The organism is Streptomyces sp. NPDC052064 (genome assembly GCF_055585925.1).
In genome coordinates this window covers 160,266-183,294 of record NZ_JBVJJE010000007.1, presented here as the reverse complement: position 1 = coordinate 183,294, position 23,029 = coordinate 160,266, and the positions used below count along the sequence as shown (strand labels likewise).

Annotated in this window: 18 protein-coding genes, 2 tRNA genes and 1 pseudogene; 13 read left to right on the top strand and 8 right to left on the bottom strand. The window is 70.7% G+C overall.

The window, feature by feature from the left end; translation table 11 throughout:
• Positions 1–152 precede the first annotated feature (152 nt).
• Positions 153–566: an SsgA family sporulation/cell division regulator gene (locus tag ACZ6TU_RS20490; protein ID WP_004002642.1), complete on the bottom strand. Its 414-nt coding sequence runs from the start codon at positions 564–566 to the stop codon at positions 153–155.
• A 190-nt stretch (positions 567–756) separates the two neighbouring features.
• Between ACZ6TU_RS20490 and ACZ6TU_RS20485 the strand changes: the two genes are divergently transcribed.
• From ACZ6TU_RS20485 to ACZ6TU_RS20455, 7 genes are all read left to right on the top strand, one after another.
• Positions 757–1,215: a TIGR02611 family protein gene (locus ACZ6TU_RS20485; protein ID WP_467675458.1), complete on the top strand. Its 459-nt coding sequence runs from the start codon at positions 757–759 to the stop codon at positions 1,213–1,215.
• Positions 1,216–1,293: 78 nt separating this feature from the next.
• Positions 1,294–1,365: transfer RNA gene (locus ACZ6TU_RS20480), tRNA-Val, on the top strand.
• 413 nt (positions 1,366–1,778) lie between these two features.
• The gene (locus tag ACZ6TU_RS20475; protein WP_469550082.1) at positions 1,779–3,068 is read left to right on the top strand and encodes an ABC transporter substrate-binding protein; all 1,290 of its coding nucleotides are present in this window, start codon (positions 1,779–1,781) and stop codon (positions 3,066–3,068) included.
• Positions 3,068–4,069 (top strand): carbohydrate ABC transporter permease, encoded by a 1,002-nt coding sequence (locus ACZ6TU_RS20470; RefSeq protein ID WP_467675454.1) that lies wholly within the window; start codon positions 3,068–3,070, stop codon positions 4,067–4,069. Before ACZ6TU_RS20475 ends, ACZ6TU_RS20470 begins: the two co-directional genes overlap by 1 nt.
• A complete protein-coding gene (locus tag ACZ6TU_RS20465) occupies positions 4,066–4,947 on the top strand; it encodes a carbohydrate ABC transporter permease (protein WP_467675452.1) in 882 nt (293 codons plus the stop codon). Before ACZ6TU_RS20470 ends, ACZ6TU_RS20465 begins: the two co-directional genes overlap by 4 nt.
• A 12-nt stretch (positions 4,948–4,959) precedes the next feature.
• Complete coding sequence (locus tag ACZ6TU_RS20460) at positions 4,960–5,550, top strand: hypothetical protein (RefSeq protein WP_467675450.1); 591 nt, start codon at positions 4,960–4,962, stop codon at positions 5,548–5,550.
• Between the two features lie 113 nt (positions 5,551–5,663).
• The gene (locus tag ACZ6TU_RS20455) at positions 5,664–8,399 is read left to right on the top strand and encodes an exo-rhamnogalacturonan lyase family protein (RefSeq protein ID WP_469550076.1); all 2,736 of its coding nucleotides are present in this window, start codon (positions 5,664–5,666) and stop codon (positions 8,397–8,399) included.
• Positions 8,400–8,449: 50 nt separating this feature from the next.
• On the opposite strand, the gene ACZ6TU_RS20450 is transcribed toward ACZ6TU_RS20455, so the two are convergent.
• From ACZ6TU_RS20450 to ACZ6TU_RS20435, 4 genes are all read right to left on the bottom strand, one after another.
• Positions 8,450–8,656, bottom strand: a complete 207-nt coding sequence (locus tag ACZ6TU_RS20450) for a hypothetical protein (protein ID WP_469550074.1) — start codon at positions 8,654–8,656, stop codon at positions 8,450–8,452.
• Between the two features lie 11 nt (positions 8,657–8,667).
• Positions 8,668–10,026 (bottom strand): type III PLP-dependent enzyme domain-containing protein, encoded by a 1,359-nt coding sequence (locus tag ACZ6TU_RS20445; protein WP_469550071.1) that lies wholly within the window; start codon positions 10,024–10,026, stop codon positions 8,668–8,670.
• A gap of 250 nt (positions 10,027–10,276) precedes the next feature.
• Positions 10,277–11,938: a helix-turn-helix domain-containing protein gene (locus ACZ6TU_RS20440; RefSeq protein ID WP_469550068.1), complete on the bottom strand. Its 1,662-nt coding sequence runs from the start codon at positions 11,936–11,938 to the stop codon at positions 10,277–10,279.
• 136 nt (positions 11,939–12,074) lie between these two features.
• Positions 12,075–14,477 carry an SCO7613 C-terminal domain-containing membrane protein gene (locus tag ACZ6TU_RS20435; RefSeq protein WP_469550066.1) on the bottom strand — a complete coding sequence of 801 codons (2,403 nt, stop codon included), beginning with the start codon at positions 14,475–14,477 and terminating at the stop codon, positions 12,075–12,077.
• Between the two features lie 98 nt (positions 14,478–14,575).
• Here ACZ6TU_RS20435 and ACZ6TU_RS20430 point away from each other — a divergent pair, with 98 nt between their 5' ends.
• Together ACZ6TU_RS20430 and ACZ6TU_RS20425 are read left to right on the top strand one after the other, a co-directional pair.
• Positions 14,576–15,022, top strand: coding sequence for an SRPBCC family protein (locus ACZ6TU_RS20430; protein ID WP_467675438.1), 447 nt, complete (start codon positions 14,576–14,578; stop codon positions 15,020–15,022).
• 39 nt (positions 15,023–15,061) lie between these two features.
• Positions 15,062–15,133 (top strand) — tRNA-Val (locus ACZ6TU_RS20425).
• Between the two features lie 69 nt (positions 15,134–15,202).
• Here the strand turns inward: ACZ6TU_RS20425 and ACZ6TU_RS20420 are convergent.
• Positions 15,203–15,931, bottom strand: coding sequence for an exonuclease domain-containing protein (locus ACZ6TU_RS20420; protein ID WP_467675900.1), 729 nt, complete (start codon positions 15,929–15,931; stop codon positions 15,203–15,205).
• A 169-nt stretch (positions 15,932–16,100) separates the two neighbouring features.
• Between ACZ6TU_RS20420 and ACZ6TU_RS20415 the strand changes: the two genes are divergently transcribed.
• The 4 genes from ACZ6TU_RS20415 (at position 16,101) to ACZ6TU_RS20400 (ending at position 20,616) form a co-directional block, all read left to right on the top strand.
• Complete coding sequence (locus tag ACZ6TU_RS20415; RefSeq protein WP_467675436.1) at positions 16,101–16,667, top strand: DUF4365 domain-containing protein; 567 nt, start codon at positions 16,101–16,103, stop codon at positions 16,665–16,667.
• Complete coding sequence (locus ACZ6TU_RS20410; protein ID WP_467675434.1) at positions 16,664–17,899, top strand: hypothetical protein; 1,236 nt, start codon at positions 16,664–16,666, stop codon at positions 17,897–17,899. The genes ACZ6TU_RS20415 and ACZ6TU_RS20410 overlap by 4 nt, the downstream gene beginning before the upstream one ends.
• A gap of 93 nt (positions 17,900–17,992) precedes the next feature.
• Complete coding sequence (gene thrS, locus ACZ6TU_RS20405) at positions 17,993–19,969, top strand: threonine--tRNA ligase (protein ID WP_467675432.1); 1,977 nt, start codon at positions 17,993–17,995, stop codon at positions 19,967–19,969.
• A gap of 89 nt (positions 19,970–20,058) precedes the next feature.
• Positions 20,059–20,616: an HIT family protein gene (locus tag ACZ6TU_RS20400; protein WP_467675430.1), complete on the top strand. Its 558-nt coding sequence runs from the start codon at positions 20,059–20,061 to the stop codon at positions 20,614–20,616.
• A gap of 176 nt (positions 20,617–20,792) precedes the next feature.
• On the opposite strand, the pseudogene ACZ6TU_RS20395 reads toward ACZ6TU_RS20400, so the two are convergent.
• Both ACZ6TU_RS20395 and ACZ6TU_RS20390 read right to left on the bottom strand, forming a co-directional pair.
• Positions 20,793–21,247: pseudogene (locus ACZ6TU_RS20395) on the bottom strand (aldo/keto reductase); the annotation flags it as partial.
• Positions 21,244–22,911 carry a hypothetical protein gene (locus ACZ6TU_RS20390; RefSeq protein WP_467675428.1) on the bottom strand — a complete coding sequence of 556 codons (1,668 nt, stop codon included), beginning with the start codon at positions 22,909–22,911 and terminating at the stop codon, positions 21,244–21,246. The gene ACZ6TU_RS20390 and the pseudogene ACZ6TU_RS20395, both read right to left, overlap by 4 nt.
• Positions 22,912–23,029 lie beyond the last annotated feature (118 nt).

Sequence of the window (23,029 nt, the reverse complement as noted above, 5' to 3'; positions counted from 1 at the left end):
GCGGCACACGCGAGCCGAACGGCGGCACACGCGAGCCGGCGCCGCCCCGCGTGATCCGCGGTGCCGACGCCGGTGTATCCCGTATGCGGTTGTCCAGGCCCGAGCCGTCTCCCCGAGTCGACGGCGCCGGGCTGCCTTGTGAGGGCCTCGCCCTAGCTTTCCGCCAGGATGTGCGAGAGCTCCTGATCGAGGTCGAAGTGCCGGTGTTCCGTGCCGGGCGGCACGGCGGCGTCGGTCCGCTTCAGGAAGGACTCCAGGGCCCGTGCCGGGGCCTCGAGCAGGGCCTCGCCCTCCGGTGAGCTCAGGGCGATGCACACGACGCCCTGACCGTGACTGCGCGACGGCCAGACGCGGACGTCGCCGGTGCCCGTAGGGCGGTGAAGTCCCTCGGCGAGGAGGTCGCGGGCGAACACCCACTCGACGGTCTCCTCGGCTCCGGTGTGGAAGGTGGCGTGCACGGCGTAGGGGTCGGCCGTGTCGTACCGCAGGCCTGCGGGGACAGGCAGGGAAGACTCGCTCGACACAACGAGGCGCAGGTGCAGCTCGCAGCTGACCGTGGTGTTCATAAGCGCCAGGGCCTTTCGCTCAGTGTGCGCTCGGGGATTCGCACGTCGGCGAAATCGACATGCCACCTACGGTGCCGTTGTAAACCCCTCTGAGTGTTTTGCGTGCCTTTACGTAACTCTTCCGGCGGAGAGATCGTTCGCGCCGTGCGTCCATTCCGGTGACTGGTTTCGCTCGGGTAGTGTTTGACCGATGAATACGGGGAGTGACGAGCCGGGCGAGGTGGCGGTGGCGCCGGACGAGACGGGGACGGACGAGGTGCGCAGCGAGCAGGAGCAGGGGCTCGGCTCGCGGGCGCCGGAATTCATCAAGGCGCGCCGCATGCTGCACGTGAGCTGGCAGGTAGGCGTCTTCATCATCGGGCTCGCGGTCGTCGTGGCGGGCATCATCATGCTGCCCCTGCCGGGACCGGGCTGGGTCGTGATCTTCGGCGGCATGGCGATCTGGGCGACCGAGTTCGTGTGGGCCCAGCTGGTGCTCCGCTGGACCAAGCGGAAGGTCACGGAGGCCGCGCAGCGCGCTCTCGACCCCAAGGTGCGGCGCCGCAACATCATCCTGACTGCGATCGGGCTGGTGATCGTGTCCGTACTGGTCGGTATCTACGTGTGGAAGTTCGGCATGGCCATGCCGTGGAAGATCAAGAACCAGTGAGCCCCGGCGGGGGTGCCGGTGCCGGCCGGCGCTGGTCACAGGCACCCCCTGACATGGGGTAATGTTCTTCCTGCGTCCGGGCGATTAGCTCAGTGGGAGAGCGCTTCGTTCACACCGAAGAGGTCACTGGTTCGAACCCAGTATCGCCCACCCGGATCGGCGGCCCACCTGCGACTGTGCAGGTGGGCCGCTGTCGTGCGGGGGTCCGTTGTCCCGGCCGCCGAACGCCCCGCGTGCCGCTCTCCTCCAGGGTCGGCTGACGGAAACCGGCCACCTGGCGCCCGGCTTCACGCCACCCACTTCGGCGCCGTCTTTCGGTCGCTCCCGAAACCCGCGTGAGCGGTCCCGCGCCGTTCGGCCCGCCGACCACGTCGGCCCCACCAGTGGCGTCACCCCCGCGGGCCCGGCGCGCCACCTCCGCACCCCGCCCCGGCTCCGGCCCGTTCGGTAAGAAAATCTTGTCCGAATCATTGACGCACCCTCAGCCCCTCCGTAGCTTGTGCCAGCAAGCGCTTACTTGAAACGATTCATGCGAGCGGGACGATGTGCGGGGAGGTCCAACCGTGGTGAACGGCAGGAATGTTGAGAGACGTACGATTCTGAAGGCGGCCGGGGCCACGGCGGCCACGCTGGGGCTGGCCGCGACCACCGGCTGCGGTGGTGACGGAGGGACCTCCGCGGACGGGACGGTGACGATCCGTTACGCGTGGTGGGGGGCGGAGGACCGCGCCCAGCGAATCAACAAGACCATCGCGCTCTTCGAGAAGAAGTACCCGAAGATCAAGGTGAAAACGGACTTCCAGCCTTATCTCGACTTCTGGAAGAAGTTCAACACCCAGGCTTCCGGCGGAAATCCGCCGGACGTCTTCCAGAATGCCATCGGGTTCCTGCGCAAATACGACGCGAAGAACGTGCTGCTCGATCTCAGCGAGCAGGTCAAGGCCGGCAACCTCCGGATGGAGGGATTCCGCGCAGGACTCGAGAAGTTCGGCGAGATCGACGGCAGGCTCCTCGGAGTTCCGGTCGGTTCCAACTCGATGGCCCTGGTCATCGACAAGCCCGTCTTCACCCGGGCCGGTGTGAAGCCGGAGATGGGCTGGACCTGGGACGACTTCGACGCGGCGATGAAGAAGATCCGCGACAAGACGGGCCGCGCCGGCGACAGCGGCATGTACGGCGTCATGTACCTCTACGACCTGTACCTGCGTCAGAACGGCAAGGCGTTCTTCACCGAGGACGGCCTCGGCTTCGCCGAGGCGGATCTGACGGACTGGTGGACGAAGGCCAAGAAGGGCGTGGAGGACGGCCGCTACGCCGACGCCAAGAAGGTCGCCCAGATCAAGCCCAAGTCCGCGGTCACCGGTGAACTCGCGGGCGGCGAGTTCACCTGGGACAACTTCACCGTCCGCTACACCGCCGAGGGCAAGAGCGAGTACGCCCTCGCTCCCATCCCGACCATGGACGGCAAGAAGACCGGCCAGTACCTCGGCTCGCTCATGCTGAGCGCCTCCAAGCGCACCCAGCACCCCAAGGAAGTGGCCCAGTTCATCGACTTCATGGTGCACGACCCCGAGGTCGCCAAGATCATGGGGTACGACCGGGGCGTACCCGCGACGCAGGCCCAGTACGACGCGTACAAGCCGACCGACGAGGTCAACAAGACGATAGCCGCCTACGAGGAGTCCCTCGTCGAGGCGGGTGTCCTGGAGCCCATCACCCCGCACCCGAACGGCGCGGACATCTGTGAGTCCGCCTTCCTGCGCATCGCCGAGGAACTCGCCCTGGGCAAGCGGTCGGTGGACGAGGCCGTCAAGCAGTTCTTCACCGAGTCGAAGACGGCTCTCGGCAGCTGATGGGAACCACCGTGACACACGCCCCTGCGATGGAGGGCCTGTCCCAGGACTCCGAGCCGCGGCACGGTCCGGTGAAGCCCGAGCGCCCCGCCGCCCTCAAGCGGCGGCGGCGCCGGGAGAACCTGGCCGGCTATCTCTTCATGTCTCCCTGGATCGCCGGGTTCCTGCTGCTCACCGCGGGCCCGATGGTCGCCTCGCTCTACTTCGCGTTCACCGACTACAACCTGTTCGACGCCCCCAAGTGGATCGGCCTCGGCAACTTCTCCGAGATGTTCGGCGATCCCCGCTGGCGCCACTCGGTGGAGGTGACGCTCTGGTACGTCGTCGTCGGAACGCCGCTCAAGCTGCTCGCGGCCCTCGGTGTGGCCCTGCTCCTCGCGCAGAAGCGGCGCGGACAGGCCTTCTACCGGGCCGCCTTCTACGCGCCGTCGCTGATCGGCGCGAGCGTCTCCGTCGCGATCGTCTGGAAGGCGATCTTCTCGGACGACGCGATCGTGGACCGTACGCAGAAGATCTTCGGGATCGACGTCGGCGGCTGGACCGGCGACCCGGACATGATCATCTACAGCCTGGTGGCGCTCACCGTCTGGCAGTTCGGCGCCCCCATGGTCATCTTCCTGGCCGGCCTCAAGCAGGTCCCGCGTGAGCTGTACGAGGCGGCCGAGGTCGACGGGGCGGGCAAGCTGCGGCGGTTCTGGAACATCACGCTGCCGATGATCTCCCCGGTTCTTTTCTTCAACGTCCTGCTGGAGACCATTCACTCCTTCCAGATCTTCAGCTCGGCGTACATCGTCGGCGGCGGCGCCGGAAGCAATGCCTGCGGTCCCGCTGACGGCTCGATGGTCTACACCTGCTACCTCTACGTCCAGGGCTTCGAGAACAGCCGGATGGGTCTGGCCTCCGCCATGGCCTGGATGCTGCTCGTCGCGGTCGCCCTGGTGACGGCGGTGCTGTTCTGGTCCCAGAAGCGCTGGGTGCACTACGAGGAGGGCGCCCGATGAGTGCGCAGGCCACCGACGCCACCCCACGAGCGGGCGGCCTTCGGCACAAACTGCCCGGATCCCTCGCCTGGCACATCGGGTCCCTGCTGATCCTCGCGGTGATCCTCTACCCGGTGATCTGGGTCATCGGCGGCTCCCTCAAGAAGAGCGAGGACATCGTCGGCAGCCTGGACCTCCTGCCGGGCGACCCGGTCCTCGACAACTACAAGAGCCTCGCCGACGGCATCGCCGACATCTCCATCTCCACCTTCTTCTTCAACTCCCTTTTTCTCGCGGTCGGTTCGGTGATCGGGATCGTGGTGTCCTGCTCGCTGACGGCGTACGCCTTCTCGAGGATCAGGTTCGCGGGGCGGAATCTGCTGTTCACACTGATGATCGGCACTCTTCTGTTGCCGTACCACGTGCTGCTGATCCCGCAGTACGTGCTGTTCCGCAACATGGGGATGATCAACACCTACACACCGCTGCTGCTCGGGAAGTACCTGGCCACGGAGGCATTCTTCGTCTTCCTGATGGTGCAGTTCATGCGCAACATGCCCAAGGAGCTCGACGAGGCGGCCCGCCTCGACGGCTGCGGGCACTTCCGCATCTACTGGTCGATCATGCTTCCGCTGTGCCGTCCTGCCCTGATCACCAGCGCGATCTTCACCTTCATCAACTCCTGGAACGACTTCATGGGCCCGCTGATCTACCTCAACGAGCCCGACAAGTACACGGTCTCGCTCGGCCTGAAGATGTTCGTGGACCAGGACGCCGTGGCCAACTACGGCGGCATGATCGCCATGTCGCTGGTCGCGCTGCTGCCGGTCCTCGCCTTCTTCCTCGCCTTCCAGCGGTATCTGATCGACGGCATGGCGACGTCCGGTCTGAAGGGCTGAGGTGATCCGGCCATGGCCACGACGCGAGTGAAGGCACGGGGGGAGTCGGCCTTTGCCGAGCGGTTCGGCGTGTTCGCCGAGTGTCTGCTGACGGGGGTCTGGATCGCGGTGGCCTCGCTGGGGATCGTCACGTATCCGGCGGCCTTCGCCGCGGGGGCGCGGCACCTGCGGCGCCGTACCGCGCACGAGGGCGGTGGCTGGCGGGAGTTCGTCGCCGACTTCCGTACGGCCGTACGCGGCGGGTGGCTCGCCGGGCTCGCCGGGTGGGCGGCCCTGGCCGCGGTCTGGGTGGACGTCCAAGCGGTCCGTGCGGGGATTCCCGGCGGGCCGCTGGTCGGGGCCGTCGGCGTCTGCGCGCTGATCGGCCTGGTCGTGGCCGGGCTGCGCGCGGCGGCGGTATGGGAGCCGGGCGCCCGTTGGCGGACCCTGCTCGCGGCTGCCTGGCGCCGGACACTCCTCGACCCGGCCGGTTCCTTCCTGATCATCGCCGGGCTGGCCGTGGTGGCCGTGTCCGCCTGGTTCGCCGCGCCGCTGGCGGTCGCCGTCCTCGGGGCCGTCGCGGCGGCGGCCGTCGCCGTGGAGGAGCGGTACCGGCACCGCTGACCGGCGGTGCCCTCGTCCCAGGCCGGCGCCCCGGGCGCCGCGCCTCTCACTGTCATGCCCCTGACCAGCGCACGGATGTGCTTCCCGCACGGACAAGGAAAGGCAGCATCTCTATGTCTCCCATCCCTCGCAGGTCCCTCCTGAAGGCGGCCGCCGTCGCCGGAGCCGCCGCCCAGTTCAGCTGGGCACTGGGGACGCAGGACGCGCAGGCGGCGCCCAGAGCCGAGCCCGCCGACGCCGACCCGGTGACCCTCGACTGGCTGGAGGACGGCGGCCTCGGCGCGGCCCCCGGCTCCACCGTCGGCGTCCCCTGGCCGAAGGGCGCCTACCAGAAGGACCAGAACTTCGCGCTGACGGACGCGGACGGCAAGGCCGTACCCGTGCAGTCGTGGCCGATCGCCTACTGGCCCGACGGCTCCCTCAAGTGGACCGCGCACGCGGTCGGTTCGGGTGACGGCAAGCTGACCCTCACCGCCGGGTCGCCCGCCGCACCGGAGAAGAAGGTCACCGTCGACAAGAGCGGCGGCACCATCGACATCTCCACCGGCGTCATCACCGCGAGGATCGGCAAGTCCGGCTCCACGATCGTCAAGTCGGTCACCCGCGGCTCCACGGAGATCGCGAAGAACGGCCGGCTCGTGCTGATCCGCCAGCCGGAGTTCGCGGACGAGGACCAGGGCACGGTGAAGACCGAGCGCTTCGACGGCGCCGTCTCCAAGGTCACCGTCGAGCAGGAGGGGCCGGTCCGCGCGGTCGTCCGCATCGACGGCAAACACCGCAAGGGCGGCCGCAGCTGGCTGCCCTTCTCGATCCGGCTCTACTTCTACGCGGGCGCCGACTCCTTCCGTATGGTGCACACCATCACCTACGACGGCACCCAGAAGCCGGGCAAGGCGGCCGGCGACTTCGTCCGCGGCCTGGGCGTCCGCTTCACCGTGCCGATGCGGGACGAGTCGTACGACCGCCACATCCGCATCGGCGGCGAGGGCACCGGCCTGCTGCGTGAGGCCGTCAAGGGCATCACCGGCCTGCGGCGGGACCCGGGCGCGGCCGTGCAGGCGGCGCAGTACGAAGGCAAGAAGCTGCCCGACCCGGCCACCTGGGACCAGCGGGTCACCACCCGGCTCCAGTACATACCCGAGTGGGGCGATTACACCCTCTCCCAGCTGTCCGCCGACGGCTTCACCCTGCGCAAGCGCACCAAGAAGGGCTACGGCTGGATCGGCGCGGGCGGCGGACGGCGCGCCTCCGGCTTCGGGTACGTCGGCGGGGTGAGCGGCGGATTCTCCTTCGGCCTGCGCGACTTCTGGGAGAAGTTCCCCGCCCAGCTCGACATCCGGGACGCCCACACGGACGAGGCCGAGGTCACCCTCTGGCTCTGGTCCCCCGAGGCCCAGCCCATGGACATGCGCTTCTACCACGACGGCATGGGCCAGGACACCTTCCCCGAGCAGATCGAGGGCCTCAACATCACCTATGAGGACTACGAGCCCGAGTTCGGCACCCCCTACGGCATCGCCCGCACCTCCGAGCTGCTGTTCTGGGCCAACGAGTCCACCCCGAGCGCCGAGCGGCTCGCCGAGCAGGTCGAGGCCGTCCGTGTGCTGCCGCAGCTCGCCGCCCCGCCCAAGCAGCTGATCAAGGCGGGCGTCTTCGGCAAGGGCCTGTACGCCGAACCCGACCGCTCCACCCCCGCCAAGGCCAAGATCGAGGACCACCTCGACTTCCTCTTCACCTACTACAAGGACCAGGTGGAGATGCGCCGGTGGTACGGCTTCTGGGACTACGGCGACATCATGCACACCTACGACACCGTCCGGCACCAGTGGCGCTACGACGTCGGCGGCTACGCCTGGGACAACTCCGAGCTGTCGCCGGACCTGTGGCTCTGGTACGCGTACCTGAGAAGCGGCCGCTCGGACATCTTCCGCTTCGCCGAGGCCATGACCCGGCACACCGGTGAGGTCGACGTCTACCACCTGGGCAAGTGGGCGGGCCTCGGCACCCGGCACGGCGTGCAGCACTTCGCCGACAGCGCCAAGCAGCAGCGCATCGCCAACACCACGTACCGGCGCTACTACTACTTCCTCACGGCGGACGAACGCGTCGGCGACCTCATGCACGCCAACGTCGACTCCGACGAGACGTTCCTCGCCCTCGACCCGCTCCGCAAGATCCGCACCGAGCCGTACACGCCCGACCGGCACGCCCTGTCGATCGGCTTCGGCACCGACTGGAGCGGCCTGGTCTCGGCGTGGCTGACGGAGTGGGAGCGCAAGGGCCCCAAGTGGGAGAAGGCCCGCGCGCGTGTGCTGTCCACCATGGAGACCATCGCCGCCCAGCCCAACGGCTTCGTCCAGGGCAGCGGCCTGTACGACCTCGACACCGGCAGGTTCGCCGTCGCCGACAAGCCCAAGGTCGAGGTCTCGCACCTGTCGGCCGTCTTCGGCCTCAACGAGCTGTGCGCCGAGCTCATCGACCTCGTCGACGTGCCGAAGTTCAAGGAGGCGTACCTCGACTACTGCCGCTACTTCAATGCCACCAAGGCCGAACAGGCGGCCCGCTACGGCAGCAACTTCGGCTCGCTGATCCTCTTCCAGGGCCACTCGCGCCTCGACGCGTACGCCGCCGTCCAGTCCGGCGACGAGAAGCTCGCCAAGCGCGCGTGGGACAAGTTCTACAACTCCGACGGCTACAAGGAGTCGGCCCCCTGGAAGACCGAGAAGCTCAGCGGCCCGCTCACGCTGGTGCCGGGCAGCGAGGCGCCCTGGGTGTCCACGAACGACACCTCGCTGTACGGCCTCGCCGCCATCGAGAACCTGGCACTGCTGGGTGACAAGATGCCGTAGCGGGGGACCGGACGAGCGGATCCCGTGGCGAGACACCGGGATCCGCTCGGCTAGTCGATGATCTGGTTGAAGAACAGGACGGCCGGGGCCACCACCCCGGCTCCGACGCTCACCGCGACCGGCCACTCGTTGCCGGCCAGCGCCGCCAGAACAGTGGCACCGATGCCGACCAGGGCTGCCAGCAGGAAGACGATCGCGGCGCGCTGACTGAGGAGCGGTCCGTCCCGGCCGGGCCCTCGACGGTCGGCCTGTGCCACCTCGGTGCTCCTTACCCGACGCCGTGAGCGGGCTCGTGCGCCCGCTGCCGCAGGGGCGCGCCGTGGTCACCCGGGACGGGCACCGGCACGTCCCACGGGTCCTGCGCGGGACGCAGGAGTTCGAAGTGGACACGGCCGTCACCGCTCGTCCGGACCCCGTGCACAGCGGGTTCGGGCAGGCTGTTGTAGTGGAACGGCGTCGAGAAGTAGTAGGCGCCGGTGTCCGGGACGGCGATGAGGTCGCCGGGTTCCAGGAGCGGCAACGCGCGGTCGCGTGCCAGCAGGTCCCCGGCGAAGCAGGCGGGGCCCGCGACGTCCTGGCGGACCGGTCCGCCCTGTTTGGCCTTCCCGCTTCCGTCATGCGCCTCGATCCGCAGGGGCCAGGCGTCGGGATTGAACACGGTCCGGGTGGCCACCTGCACACCGGCGTGGGTGACCGCGATCGGCCGGCCGCCCATGCTCTTCGTGTACTCGACGTACGCGGCGGTGAACCCGTTCTTGGCGAGGACGGAACGCCCGAACTCGGTGACGATCTCGTACCTGCCGGAGAACAGCGCGGGCGCCTGGGCACGCAGCTGCCGGACGTACGTGGCGAAGGTGGGCGTGGTCTCGTCGTCGGCGAAGTTGACGGGCAGTCCGCCGCCGATGTCGATGCCGACGACCTGGCGCCGTCCGAGGGAGGCGTTGACCTCCTCGGCGAACGCCACGGCCTGCGCGATCCCGCCGGCCATGAGGTCGAGCGGGCAGCCCTGCGACCCGGCATGCGTGTGCACCCAGGTCAGCCACGGGTGGTCGTGGTAGGCGCGCAGCAACCGCCGTCGGCTCCCCGGGTCGGCCAGGGGGACGCCGAACTTCGAGGTGCTCGTCGCCGTGCTCATCGCGGCGATGCTGCCGCCGCCGAGCTGGGAGTTGACGCGCACCCCGATCCTCGACACCGGGACGCGGTGGCCCAGGGCCCGGTCGATCCTGGCCAGTTCCTGGTAGTTGTCCGCGTTGACAGCCACACCCAGGTCCAGGGCGCGCCGCAGTTCTGCCTCCGTCTTGGCCGGCGAGTCGAAGACGATCCGCTCGGGTGCGAATCCGGCGGCCAGCGCGCGGGCCAGTTCACCCGCGGTGGCCACCTCGCAGCCCATGCCGAGCCGCCGCAGCTCCGCCAGCACAGGCACCAGGCAGTTGGCCTTGGCGGCGAACGCGTGCAGCACACGCGGCGACGAGGGGAAGGCGCGGTGCAGGGAGCCGACCGTCGCGGCGACGCCGTCGAGGTCGACGAAGGCGGCCAGCTGGGACCGCTCGGCGTCCAGCAGTCCCTGCCGCACCGCTTCCTGGAGGATCCGTTCGCGCCGCTCGGCGGCGGGGGTCGGTCCGGTCATGGTGAGCCCTCCGGTGTCGTACGCGCAGCACCCGGGACGGCCCCGGGGTGGAGTACCAGGCTGCTGTCCGCACCGGGACGGCGTCTTCGTCGAGTCGTCAAAGACGCGGGCCTCGCCCACGGCGGTTGAACGCAACAACCCCCGCCTCACGCGAGGGCGTTGTGCGGTACGACGAAGGAGAGGCCCTGCGATGGTGGCCGCGGCCAAGCGGCGGACGGCACCCGCGCGGCCGCACCTCGGTGCCGGTCGCTCAGGGGCGTGTGCCGTCGGGGTCTCCGTCCAGACGCAACTGGAGGTGGGCGAGTAGCCGGGCGTCGGGGCTGTCCAGGTCCAGCCCCGACACCTGCGTGATCCGGCGCAACCGGTAGCGCAGGCTGTTGGAATGCACCCCCAGCGTGCGCGAAGCGGCGGCCACGTCACCGAAGTGGTCGAGGTAGGCGCGCAGGGTCTCCACCAGGCAACTGCCGTTGTGATCGGCGTCGAACGCCCTCAGCCGGGCCACCGAGGTCCGCGGTGGCAGCGCCACCTCGCGCAGGGCGTCGACGACTTGAAGGATGCCCACCGTGTCCGCGACGTCCTCGCTCCGCGCGACGGTGCGTGGCCCGGCGGACGTGATGAGCGCCTGGAGGGTCCCCTCGGCCGACCGGCGTGATTCGGGTGCCCGTGACAGCCCGGGGACCACGTCGCCGAGCCCCACCTTCACCGACGTGCCGATCGTCACCGAAAGCTGTTCGGCCAGCGATTCCCCCAGCCGCGTCACCTGGCCGTCGGCCCGCCCCGGGTCGCGCTCCAGCCCGCCCAGCAGCACCAGGATCCTGCCGCCCGCCGGGACCACCACGACCCGGTGGCCCAGAGCCGCGCAGTGCAGGGTCAGCAGCCCGTACAGCCCGGACGGGTCGTTGTCGCCGTGGCGGCCGGACCCGGTTCCGACCGCCAGGACGGCGCAGGGCTCCCGGGGCGGCAGTGAGGCCCGCTCCGCGAGCACTTCGACGGATCCGCGGTCCTCCAGCAGCGCCCGAGCCGCGTCCTCCACCAGGCGGCTGTCCGAGCTGTGGGTGCGGTGATGCAGCAGATGGGCGGCGGCGGCCCGGGCCGCCGCGCGCAGCGTCTCCGAGGCGTTCGGGGACAGCGGGCGGCCGGCGACCGCCGCCACCCAGATCGACCCCAGTGCCTCTCCGCCGGCCCGTACGGCACCGACCAGGCGCTCCGGGTCCTGGCCGTGGGCCGGCCGGTGCAGCACGTCGCCCGCACCCCACAGCGCCTGGAAGAACCCCGCCTCCCGCATCGCCGCCACCCGCCAGGGCGGCACGCGGCGACCGAGGATGGTCAGTCGGCGCATCTCGTCCACGTTCTCCTCGGTGGAGGAGTACGCCAGCACCCGCGACTCCGTGTCCTCGATGGTCACCGAGCCTCCCACCAGGGCCGCCACCGCATCGGCCAGGGAGTCCAGATCACCCATGCGCACGCCGCTGGTCGCGGGCATCGGGGGAACGCCCGCCGAGGCCAGCCCCGCCCGCAGCACTCCCACGAGTTGGGCCCAGGTGCACCAGGCGGTACGGAAGAGCACCGCCGTGCCGCCCTCCTCCGCGGCTGTCTGCAACGCCCGCGCGGTGGGCTCCGGCCGCCCCGGGCCGAACACCACACCCGCCGCACCCGCTTCACCGGCCCGGCGCACCACGTCGACCGCATGCGCCGAGCGCGGGTCGACACCGACCGCGAGCAGTAACTCCCGCGGTCTGATGACGGGTTCGAGAGCGTCCAGCACATGGACGCCGGTGACGCTCGTCCGCAGTCCCTCCGGGGCCGTGTGCAACTCCACGGCTCCCACCCCCACCACGGAGAGCAGGTGCTCCAGCGTCCCCCGGTCCTCGGTGCCCGTGCCCCGGCCCGCCGATTCCTCCAGGTCCGTCATGATGCCTCCCCGTCCCTGCCCGGCCGTGCCGCCTGCCGCCGACGGCTGGATCGGAAAACGTATGACATCACGTGCCTTGTCCGCAGTCGAGACGCCCGTACGGCACGCGGAGGCGCCAACGGCGCGAACCCAGAAGCTAGTTCATCCTCCCCAGCACGTCCCGCACCCGCCGGACGTCCCGGATCCGCTGCTCGTACGTCGCCCCGAGTGCGAGCAGCAGGAGTCCGGCGAGGGCGGGAGGCGCCCAGCGGGGGAGTGCCCCGGTCACCTGCACGACGTACGGGGCGAGTTCGTGCAGCGCGACCAGGGCCAGCACCGAGCCGCCGAGCACCAGCGGCGCCTGGAGGTGGTGCCGGGCACCCAGCAGGGTGACCAGCAGTGCCGCGATGCCCAGCAGCAACGGCCGCTCCCAGTGCGGGTCGCCCCAGGCCGCGACGAGGCTCGGCAGGAGTGTGGCGGCGAGTCCGGGGCCGTACGCCGTCCAGGAGGAGGCCTGCGGGTCGCGACGCCTGCGCAGGGCACCGACGAGCAGCGCCGGAACGGTCACCGGGAATGTGTACGCCTCGGGTGTGTCGACCTCCCACGCGGCCAGGCGCACCCAGGCGGCCAGCACGAACAGGGCCGTGGCCGCGTAGCCGACGGGGCGGCGGTCCGGGCGCAGTGCCGTGCCCGCGGTGATGACGCCGCACAACGCCAGCACCAGGGCGAGCAGCGGCGGATCGGTGACCGCGAGGCCCACGGCCAGCAGGCCGGCGGCGGCTCCCACGGCCTCGACCGGCACCGTCGCCCGCGTCGCACCGAGACGCGGGGCGAGCAGGGCGGCGGCCACGGGAACGGCCAGGACCAGCAGGGCGGTTCGGGCCGGCGGCCAGTCCACGGAGGCACCCGTCGCCGAGGCGAGGGCGGCGGCGTACACAAGGGCGGCCGGAGCCGTGAAGGGGGCGACGTCCGACCGCCACGAGGCCATGGCGAACAGCGCCGTCAGCAGGGACAGCACCACGAGTGTCACGGTCTGGGAGGCGAGGGAGACCAGGGTGAGGTCGACGGCCGTGACCAGGGCCAGGACGAGGGCGGTGATCCGCGCGCCGGACGCCGTGGTCCGGCCCAGGTACAGCGCGGCCGCCGTCATGACTGCCAGGACCAGCAGCCCCGCGAGGTAGGGAAGCGCGAGGATCGCCGGAAGCAACAGCGCCGCGGTCCACAGCAGACCCAGCGCACCGAGCCGGGCACGCGGGGGCCACTGCTCCACGCGGACCGCCGAGGCGAGTACGGCCGCGACCGCCAGCAGGACGACGGGAGCCGCCGCCGCGTCCGACGGCCAGGGCGCCTCGACGGCGACAGCCGCACGCGCGTCCGACGGCGCACCGCTCCACACACGGCCCAACCACCCGGCCGGCCCCATCACCACCAGGGCGACGACGGGCAGCGCCCACAGCAGACCCAGTGCCTGTACGGCGGCGGAGGCCCAGGCGAGACCGTGCCGCACCGCGTCCGGTAGCAGCCGCCCGGCCCGCAGCCCCGCCAACAGGGCGACACCGAAGGCCAGATGAACCACAACCACCCACTGTGCCGGCACCGCGAAGCGAGCCACTCCGCCGAGCGCACCCACGGTGAGCAGCCCCGAGGCCGCCGCGAGACCGAGGGCGTGACGTACGCCCGGACCCGAGACCCGCCAGGCCGCACCCAGCGCGATCGCCGCCGCGAGCAGGAGCAGCGCCCCGGCCCGGGAGGCAGCGCCCGGGCCGCCGGCCGTCACGGACAGCCAGCCGGCCGCCAGAACGCCCCAGCCGCCCGTGCCGTACGCACCGACGACCGCACAGATCCGTACGGAAGCGGAAGGCACCAGCAACGCCGCCACCGTGTCGAGCCCGGCCGTCATCAGCAGCGCGGCGCTGATCGCGTACGGGTCGGCGCCGGCGGACAGGGCCCACAGCAGCAGCGGGAACTGGGCCGTCGCCAGGGCGCAGGGCAGGGGCAGCCGCAGCGCGGCCGTGGCGGGCAGCAGACCGTACGCCGACCAGACCCCCGCCAGCACCACCGTCGCGGCCGCCGCGTACCCCGTCCCGTCCGTCCCGGTGAGAGCCGCCTCGTGCAGGGCGTAGGCGTCCAGCACGGTCAGCGCCAGGCCGAGACCCGCCACGGACTCGGCCGTCGACCGCAGCCCCCGCTTCAGCAGGAGCGCCGGTCCGGCGAGCGCGGCCAGCGTGACCGCGCCGAGCACCAGCGCCCGCCCGGTGATCCCCATCTGACCCCAGCTGACCAGCGTGAACACCGCCGCCGCGAGCGTGAGCAGCACACCGCCGAGCACCAGCAGCACGTTCTGCACGCTGGGCGCGGCGGCTTCCGGGCGGGACCATGCGACGGGCGGCGGCTGCGTCCGCGCCTGAGCCCAGGCCTGCTGCGGTTGTTGCCGTGCCTGTTGCAGGGTCGCGACCAGCCAGGCGCGACGGGCCAACAACTGGGCCCGGCGGGCGTCAAGTTGCCGGAGTTCGACGTCGAGGAGCCGCAGTTCCTCGGCCGGGGGCGGAAGGTGGTTCATGACCGGCAGTGTGGTCCGCGTCACCCCCGTACGGCATGAGTGCGGATACTCAGGCGCATACTCAGACAGCCCGCACCGCACCTGGGCAGACTGCGGTCATGGACTGGAACCACTACCGCTTCCGCAGTCTCTGGCCCCTGCCCGCGCCGCCCGCCGCTGTGTACGAGGTGCTGGAACGCCCCGAGGACTACCCCCGTTGGTGGCACCAGGTCCGGGAGGTGACCCGGCTTGACGAGACCACCGGGGTGATCCGGATCCGCTCCGTCCTGCCGTACGACATGACCTTCACGGCGCGGCAGGTGCGGCGCGATCCCGCCGCCGGCGTACTGGAGGTCGCCATGTCCGGCGACATCGAGGGCTGGGCGTGCTGGACGATCACGCCGAACGGGACGGGCTCTCTCGCGCGGTACGACCAGGTGGTGAGCGTGACCAAGCCGCTGCTGAGGAGGTTCGCCGTACCGGGACGGCCCGTCTTCCGCGCCAACCACGCGCTGATGATGCGGTCCGGGCGGCGCGGACTCCTCGGACACCTCCAAGCGGTTTGAAGGAAACGTGCCGGGACCTGTATTGTTCAGTGCGTTCCCGGGCGATTAGCTCAGTGGGAGAGCGCTTCGTTCACACCGAAGAGGTCACTGGTTCGAACCCAGTATCGCCCACCGGAAACAGCCGGTCCGTCCCAGACGGACCGGTTTTTTCATGCCTGTCCAGGCGCCCGCACCAGGCGCTCAGGCCGCCGCCGGCAGGTCCGGACGCAGGGGCCAGGCCGGGTCCACCGACTCCTCCACACCGCTGCGCGCGAACCACGCCTGCAGGCCCCGGGCCTGCGCCGCGTGCCACACCGCCTGAAGCGTGTGCAGTTCCCCGGGGGCGAGGCGCTCCAACCGCGAAGCGAAACGGCGGCCCACCGCCCGGGTGACCTCCAGCGCCGCCACGGCGTCGGCCGCCGCGTCGTGCGCGCCCTCCAGGGCGACGCCGTAGTGCGCGCACAGATCGGTCAGGGTGCGGCGGCCCTTGCGGTAGCGGTCCAGGTGCTTGTCCAGGACCCTCGGGTCGAGCACGAACAGCGGCGCCGGCTCGAACCAGCGCTCCAGAGTCGAGGCGCGATGGCGGCGCAACTCCCGGTCGAGCAGCGTGAGATCGAACGGCGCGTTCATCACCACGACCGGGCGGCCGACGTGGGCCTGCTCGGCCAGCGCCTCCGCTATCTCGTACATCACCGGCGCCGGCCACCGGCCGTTGAGCTGCAGGTGGTCCTCCGTCAGCCCGTGCACCGCCGTCGCCTCGGCGGGCACCGGCACGCCCGGGTTCACCAGCCAGCGGCTGACCCGCGGCCGGACGCCCGGGGCGTCCTGGACGACGACGGCGGCCGACACGATCCGGTCGGTCTCGACGTCCACGCCCGTCGTCTCCGTGTCGAAGGCGGCCAGCGGCCCTTCGTACCAGCACGTCGTCATAGCCACACAACCCCTCGTTCACCCTCGGCAGTTGACGCACCGTCCGCTGCCCGATTCGGTGATACCCGGGCTGTTTGCGCCGTACGCCGGAAGGAGACAACAGGAGTACGGGTCGACGCAGTTCAGCGGCCCGCAGCGGGGACTCACTTGTTCTGGAAGGCTGTTGGCCATGGCCGTAGCGCAGCCCGAACGGGGCGGGCTGCTGCCCGAGCGCACGGCTCCCTCTCGCGGCACTCTCGCCACCACCGCCTGCATGGAGACACTGCAGGTCGGTTATCTGCACGCCGTCGCGGCGGCCGCGGGCTGCTCACTGTCCCAGCCGTTCCCCGACAACGGCATCGACTGGCACGTCAGCCACAGCGCCCCCGGGCACACGGTCGACGACGAGGTCACCATCAAGGTGCAGCTCAAGGCCACGTACCAGGTGCCGCCCGACCCACCGGGGCGCACCTTCGCCTTCACGCTCGACAACGACCACCTGGCGAAGCTCGCCCGCACGCCCGTGTCGGTGCACAAGATCCTGGTGGTGATGCTGGTGCCGCGCTCCCAGGACGACTGGCTGCGCGCCGGCCACGACCGGCTCGACCTCAGGCACTGCTGCTACTGGACCAACCTCGCCGGCCAGCCGATCACCGGCCGCCGCCGCACCACTGTGCGGATACCGACTTCACGCATCTTCGACGACCGGGCGCTGTGCGAGATCATGACGCGGGTCGGGACGGGAGGGAAACCGTGACGCACCGCCCGACCGAGGAGCCACTGAGGCCCGTGCGGCCCCACCCCGTCGACACCCCCTGGAGCGGCGCTCCGCCCGAGCCCGTGGACGTCGACCCGGCCGTGCTCAGCGCCCTGCTCCGGCGGCACGGCTGGCAGCGGCGCGGCGGCGCCCCGGGACGCTACGGCCGCTGGACACCGCCCGGCCCCGGCGGAACCGGCACCAGCCTCCTCGTTCCCGAGAGCCGCGCCTTCCCCGACAGCGACGACCTGCTCGGCGAGGCCCTGCTCGCCCTGTCCCGCAGCGGATCGCCCTCCGCCCGCGAGGTCCTCGTCTCCCTCGCCGTCCCCAGTGACGAGATCCGCTGGTGGCACGACGCCCCGGCCGGCCCCGCCGGAGCGGCGCCCTGGACCGTCGAGGACCGGCTGCGCACCGCCGCCCGCCGGATGCTGCTCGCGGCGGCACTCGCCACCCGCGCCCGGGCCGGCTACCACGGCGCCCGGCACCGGCGCTCCGCCGCCGCGTCCCTGGACAACGTCCTCGTCGGCTCCGCGACGGACGGCCGGCTCACCGCCTTCGTGCCCGTCGCCGACAACCGCCCCCTCGCCGTCCGCCTCCACCAGGCCCTGTACGCCGCCCGTGAGGCCATCGACTACCAGCGCGCCACCGGCGGCATGGACGCCTTCGACACCGCGGTCGAGGCGGGGGTGTGCCACGAGCTCACCGAGGCCCTCGTCGCCCTGGTCCGGGGCACGGAGGGCGCCCGGATCGCCGTCGAGTGGGCCCCGGCCGCCGGTGTGCCCGGGGGCTGCGCGCCGTCCGCCGAGCCCGTCGAGTTCTCGCCCGGCGACCTGCCCGTGCTGCGCGAGGCGGGCGCCCGCTACCTGCGCGAGGAGCCCGCCGTACCGGTGCGGATCACGGGAGCGGTGGTACGGATGCGCAGGTCGGGGCCGCTCGGCGAGGGCACCGTACGGCTGCGGGTACTGGCCGGGGCCGACGTACCCCACGTCCGGATCACCCTCGACGAGGAGGCGTACCGGATCGCCGGGCACGCCCACCTCGTCGGACTGCCGGTGCGGGTCCAGGGGCGACTGGAGAGCCGGGGCGGCTTCCGGCGCCTCACCGGCGCCCACGGCGTCGTACCGGTGCAGGTCGACGACGCCGAGCGGGACCGCCTCATGAAGGCGCTCCAGGAGAACGCCGGGGTGGCGGCCTTCTTCGAGGAGGCCTGCGGAGGGGACTGCCGGGACTGATTTCGCTCAGGACGGTCCGGGGTCGGTACGATCCATACTCGTGCGCGCGCTCCGGTATGGCGCCGCGACCCCACCTTCAGTCAGGAGAGACCGGTGTCAGACGTCCGTGTGATCATCCAACGCGATTCCGAGCGGGAAGAACGCGTGGTGACGACGGGCACTACGGCCGCCGAGCTCTTCGCCGGCGAGCGTTCGATCGTCGCCGCGCGCGTGGGCGGCGAGCTCAAGGACCTGTCGTATGCCCTGGCGGAGGGCGACGAGGTCGAGGGCGTCGAGATCTCCTCCGAGGACGGCCTCGACATCCTGCGCCACTCCACCGCGCACGTCATGGCGCAGGCCGTGCAGGAGCTCTTCCCCGAGGCCAAGCTGGGCATCGGCCCGCCCGTCAAGGACGGCTTCTACTACGACTTCGACGTCGAGAAGCCGTTCACGCCCGAGGATCTCAAGGCCATCGAGAAGAAGATGCAGGAGATCCAGAAGCGGGGGCAGAAGTTCGCCCGCCGCGTGGTGACCGACGAGGCCGCCCGCGAGGAGCTGGCCGCTGAGCCGTACAAGCTGGAGCTGATCGGCCTCAAGGGCTCCGCCTCCTCCGACGACGGCGCGGATGTCGAGGTCGGCGCAGGCGAGCTGACGATCTACGACAACCTGGACGCCAAGACCGGCGAGCTGTGCTGGAAGGACCTCTGCCGCGGTCCCCACCTGCCGTCGACCCGTGCGATCCCGGCGTTCAAGCTGATGCGCAACGCGGCCGCCTACTGGCGCGGCAGCGAGAAGAACCCCATGCTCCAGCGCATCTACGGCACGGCCTGGCCGACCAAGGACGAGCTGAAGGCGCACCTGGAGTTCCTCGCCGAGGCCGAGAAGCGCGACCACCGCAAGCTCGGCAGCGAGCTCGACCTGTTCTCCATTCCGGAGCAGATCGGCTCCGGCCTCGCCGTCTTCCACCCCCGGGGCGGCATCATCCGCCGGGTCATGGAGGACTACTCGCGGCGCCGCCACGAGGAAGAGGGCTACGAGTTCGTCTACACCCCGCACGCGACGAAGGGGAAGCTCTTCGAGACCTCGGGCCACCTGGACTGGTACGCCGACGGCATGTACCCGCCCATGCAGCTCGACGAGGGCGTGGACTATTACCTCAAGCCCATGAACTGCCCAATGCACAACCTGGTCTTCGACGCGCGCGGGCGCTCCTACCGTGAGCTGCCGCTGCGCCTGTTCGAGTTCGGGACGGTGTACCGGTACGAGAAGTCGGGCGTCGTGCACGGCCTGACCCGCGCCCGCGGCTTCACCCAGGACGACGCGCACATCTACTGCACGCGCGAGCAGATGTCGGAGGAGCTCGACAAGACGCTCACCTTCGTCCTCGGCCTGCTGCGGGACTACGGCCTGACCGACTTCTACCTGGAGCTGTCCACCAAGGACCCGGAGAAGTTCGTCGGCTCGGACGAGGCCTGGGAGGAGGCGACCGAGACCCTCCGCCAGGTCGCCGAGAAGCAGGGCCTGCCGCTGGTCCCGGACCCGGGCGGTGCCGCCTTCTACGGCCCGAAGATCTCCGTCCAGACCAAGGACGCCATCGGCCGCACCTGGCAGATGTCGACCATCCAGCTCGACTTCAACCTGCCCGAGCGCTTCGACCTGGAGTACACGGCCGCCGACGGCTCCAAGACCCGTCCGGTCATGATCCACCGCGCGCTGTTCGGCTCGATCGAGCGCTTCTTCGCGGTCCTCCTGGAGCACTACGCGGGTGCCTTCCCGGCGTGGCTGGCCCCGGTCCAGGCGGTCGGCATCCCGATCGGCGACGCGCACGTCGAGTACCTGGAGAAGTTCGCGGCGGCGGCCAGGAAGAAGGGCCTGCGCGTCGAGGTCGACTCCTCCTCGGACCGGATGCAGAAGAAGATCCGCAACGCCCAGAAGCAGAAGGTGCCCTTCATGGTCATCGCGGGCGACGAGGACATGTCCCACGGGTCCGTGTCCTTCCGCTACCGCGACGGCTCTCAGGAGAACGGCATCCCGTTCGACGAGGCCATCGCGAAGATCGTGAAGGTCGTCGAGGAGCGGGCACAGGTCTGACCGCACGGCGTCATCGCGACCTCACCGAACCGCGTACGGGCCCCCGGGAGATCCCGGGGGCCTTTGCCGTACCCCCAGCTCGACGCCATATGCTGCACTGCATGACGAGTGAGCCGGAGCAGCAGCTGGGAGTGGGGACGCAGGACGCGTTCCAGCGTCTGTGGACGCCCCACCGGATGGCCTACATCCAGGGCGAGAACAAGCCGAGCGGCCCGGGTGCCGGCGACGGCTGCCCCTTCTGCTCGATCCCGGCCAAGTCCGACGAGGACGGGCTGGTCGTCCGGCGCGGCGAGCAGGTCTACGCCGTGCTCAACCTGTACCCGTACAACGGCGGCCACCTGATGACCGTGCCCTACCGGCACGTCGCCGACTACACCGACCTCACGGCGGGGGAGACCGCCGAGCTCGGCGAACTCACCAAGCAGGCGATGACGGCCCTGCGCGCGGCCTCCGGCGCGCACGGCTTCAACATCGGCATGAACCAGGGCTCGGTCGCCGGCGCGGGCATCGCGGCGCACCTGCACCAGCACATCGTGCCGAGGTGGGGCGGCGACACGAACTTCATGCCGGTGGTGGGGCATACGCGAGTGCTGCCGCAGCTGCTGGCGGACACCCGGAAGATGCTGGCGGAGGCTTGGCCGGTCTGAGCTGCCGACTGCTGGGGCGCTGCGCCTGCGGGCGGTCGTGCCGCTGGGGCGATGAGGGGCGCGGCGCGCCCTCGTCGACCGCCGTCGGCCGGCAGGACCGCTGACCGCTGACCGCTGACCACTGACCACTGACCGCGGCGCGGTCCTGCCGATGCGCCGCGGTCAGTGGTCAGTGGTCAGCGGTCGATGGTGGCCATGTTCGCCTCGTCGTGGCGCTCGCCCGCGGCCGGTGTGAGGTTGTCCAGGCGGTCGAGCTGCGCGGCGCTGAGTTCGATGCCGTCGGCGGCGGTGTTCTCTTCGACGCGCGAGACCCGCCGGGTTCCGGGGGCGATGTCGTCGCCGCGGGTCAGCAACCACGCCAGCGCGGTCTGGGCCGGGTGGCTCCGATCTCGGCGCCGATGGTCCGCACCTCGTCGACGATGCGCAGGTTGCGCTGGAAGTTCTCGCCGGTGAATCGCGGGTTGGTCTTGCGCCAGTCGTCGTCGGTGAAGTCGTCGACGGTGCGGATCTGCCCGGTCAGCAGGCCGTGGCCGAGCGGCGAGTAGGGAACGAACCCGATACCGAGCTCGCGCAGCAGCGGGAGGATCTCGGCCTCGACGTCACGGGTCCACAACGAGTACTCGGTCTCTAGGCGTCGTAGACATCCGCCTTCTTCGGCGAAGCCTCCTGCACCGCCCCACTGAGCGCCGCCGACCTGGACCCGAACTTCTCCACGTCCACGCCGTTCTCCCGCAGCACCTTCAACGCCGCCGTATGCACCACACGCAGCACGGGCGTCGCAGCCCGAAGCGCATCGTCCGCCATGAACCGATGCCGCCACGGCTGGTCCGCCCACGCGTGCCGCAGACCGAACGGCTCCGGAAGCGTCAGGCTGCCGCCGAGCCAGTTCAGCAGCGGCGGATACCAGGTCAGCGGCGCGCGCGCGGCCAGCCGCACCACCTCGTCGGCGTCGATCAGGGGCATCTTCACGGTGCGGGTCTCCCAGAAGCGCAAGGCCTTCTGGACCGTCTTCTCCTTGGCCGCGGGCTTCTCGTTGAACAGGGAGTTGACCGGCCCCAGCGCGTGCCCGGTGACCTCGATGCGCAGGGTGTCGTGCAGCACCGTCACCGTGATCAGCATCGTGATGACCAGATGGCCGTCCCAGAGGGTCCACTGCACACCGAGATAGTGCCGGTCGCCGCTGCCGAACTGCTGCTTGTTGCAGATGTCCTGTATGGCGTGCGTCCGGATCGTGTAGGCGTCCACGTCCGTGCCGCTCGGCCGGGACACCTCCGTCGCCTTCTCGCCGATCGGCGTGACGATCCAGTGCGTGATGGACGGCTTGGGGAAGCCGCCGGTGTTGATGGACGTGCGCTCCAGCATGCCCAGGCCGCCCTGGATCGCCACGATGACGTCCCAGCTGCGGAAGGGGTGGAAGTCCTTGCCCGGCTCGGCGGACACCAGCTCCTCGGCCAGCTGCCAGCTGCCCCACCGCGTGCCCATGCCGAGTATGCCCTTGGGCCCGGCGTAGAAGACCGAGTTGGACCGCTGCTCGGCGCTCAGGCGCGCCAGCTCCTTGCGGACCTGCTCGGCCGCGTCGCCGGGGTTGCCCGGCACCGCCTCGGGGATCTTGGCGCCCACGCCGCCGCCCGCCAGCATGCTCGACCAGCGCTCCCGCAGGTCACGGGCCGTCCGCTCGCAGATCTGCTTGGCCCAGAACCAGCCGACGACCGGCATGATGATCGCCGCGCGCGCGTACCAGGCCCAGAAGCCCGCGAATGGCGTGCGGATCAGGAACAGCACGGCGAGCGCGCCCACCGCGACCAACAGGGTCGTGGCGAGAGCGCCGGCGCGCTTGTCCTCGCGCTTGGTCATGGTGGTGCGCAGCGTGAACACCAGCAGCCACATGAGGAAGCCCGGCAGGAAGAGCACCCCGCAGATGACCGTGATCGCCGAGAGCCAGTTGTCGCGGTCGCGGCGGATACGGTGGGCCGCCAGGCAGTGCTCCACGACGACTTGGGGCTCGATGCCGAACGACTGGATGACCGGCTTGCGCCCGGCGCCCAGCATGCGGTCGATGACGGCGCGGGAGAAGGCCTCGCCGAACCTGGGGCGGAAGATCTTCGCCCAGGAGCGCGGCGGTGTGACCTTCGACTGGTGCCACTCGTTGTCGGCGGCCAGGATCTTAGTGACCTCGTCGTCCCGGTACGCCGCCGCGGCCAGCGCGTAGGTCGCCGCCGTCTGGCCAGCCGCACCCGCCAAAGGCACCTGGGCCCCTGGGCTGAAGTCGAATCCGTCCGTCACTGCCGCCCCCATCGCTGCCGCTTCCGCATCAAGCGGCCTTCCCGACTTCCGCGCTTCGCACACCTGTTGATCAGGTCATCAGCGTATCCGCAGGCACCGACATCCGTAGGCGGGCGGTCCTGGGAACCGC

Excerpts from the sequence above, each read along its gene's own strand:
- ACZ6TU_RS20400 (WP_467675430.1), top strand. The coding sequence starts at position 20,059 with ATGCTGCACTGCATGACGAGTGAGCCGGAGCAGCAGCTGGGAGTGGGG.
- ACZ6TU_RS20420 (WP_467675900.1), bottom strand. The coding sequence starts at position 15,931 with ATGACGACGTGCTGGTACGAAGGGCCGCTGGCCGCCTTCGACACGGAG.
- ACZ6TU_RS20465 (WP_467675452.1), top strand. The coding sequence starts at position 4,066 with ATGAGTGCGCAGGCCACCGACGCCACCCCACGAGCGGGCGGCCTTCGG.
- ACZ6TU_RS20470 (WP_467675454.1), top strand. The coding sequence starts at position 3,068 with ATGGGAACCACCGTGACACACGCCCCTGCGATGGAGGGCCTGTCCCAG.
- ACZ6TU_RS20455 (WP_469550076.1), top strand. The coding sequence starts at position 5,664 with ATGTCTCCCATCCCTCGCAGGTCCCTCCTGAAGGCGGCCGCCGTCGCC.
- ACZ6TU_RS20440 (WP_469550068.1), bottom strand. The coding sequence starts at position 11,938 with ATGACGGACCTGGAGGAATCGGCGGGCCGGGGCACGGGCACCGAGGAC.
- ACZ6TU_RS20430 (WP_467675438.1), top strand. The coding sequence starts at position 14,576 with ATGGACTGGAACCACTACCGCTTCCGCAGTCTCTGGCCCCTGCCCGCG.
- ACZ6TU_RS20445 (WP_469550071.1), bottom strand. The coding sequence starts at position 10,026 with ATGACCGGACCGACCCCCGCCGCCGAGCGGCGCGAACGGATCCTCCAG.
- ACZ6TU_RS20460 (WP_467675450.1), top strand. The coding sequence starts at position 4,960 with ATGGCCACGACGCGAGTGAAGGCACGGGGGGAGTCGGCCTTTGCCGAG.
- ACZ6TU_RS20485 (WP_467675458.1), top strand. The coding sequence starts at position 757 with ATGAATACGGGGAGTGACGAGCCGGGCGAGGTGGCGGTGGCGCCGGAC.
- ACZ6TU_RS20490 (WP_004002642.1), bottom strand. The coding sequence starts at position 566 with ATGAACACCACGGTCAGCTGCGAGCTGCACCTGCGCCTCGTTGTGTCG.
- ACZ6TU_RS20415 (WP_467675436.1), top strand. The coding sequence starts at position 16,101 with ATGGCCGTAGCGCAGCCCGAACGGGGCGGGCTGCTGCCCGAGCGCACG.
- ACZ6TU_RS20435 (WP_469550066.1), bottom strand. The coding sequence starts at position 14,477 with ATGAACCACCTTCCGCCCCCGGCCGAGGAACTGCGGCTCCTCGACGTC.
- ACZ6TU_RS20390 (WP_467675428.1), bottom strand. The coding sequence starts at position 22,911 with ATGGGGGCGGCAGTGACGGACGGATTCGACTTCAGCCCAGGGGCCCAG.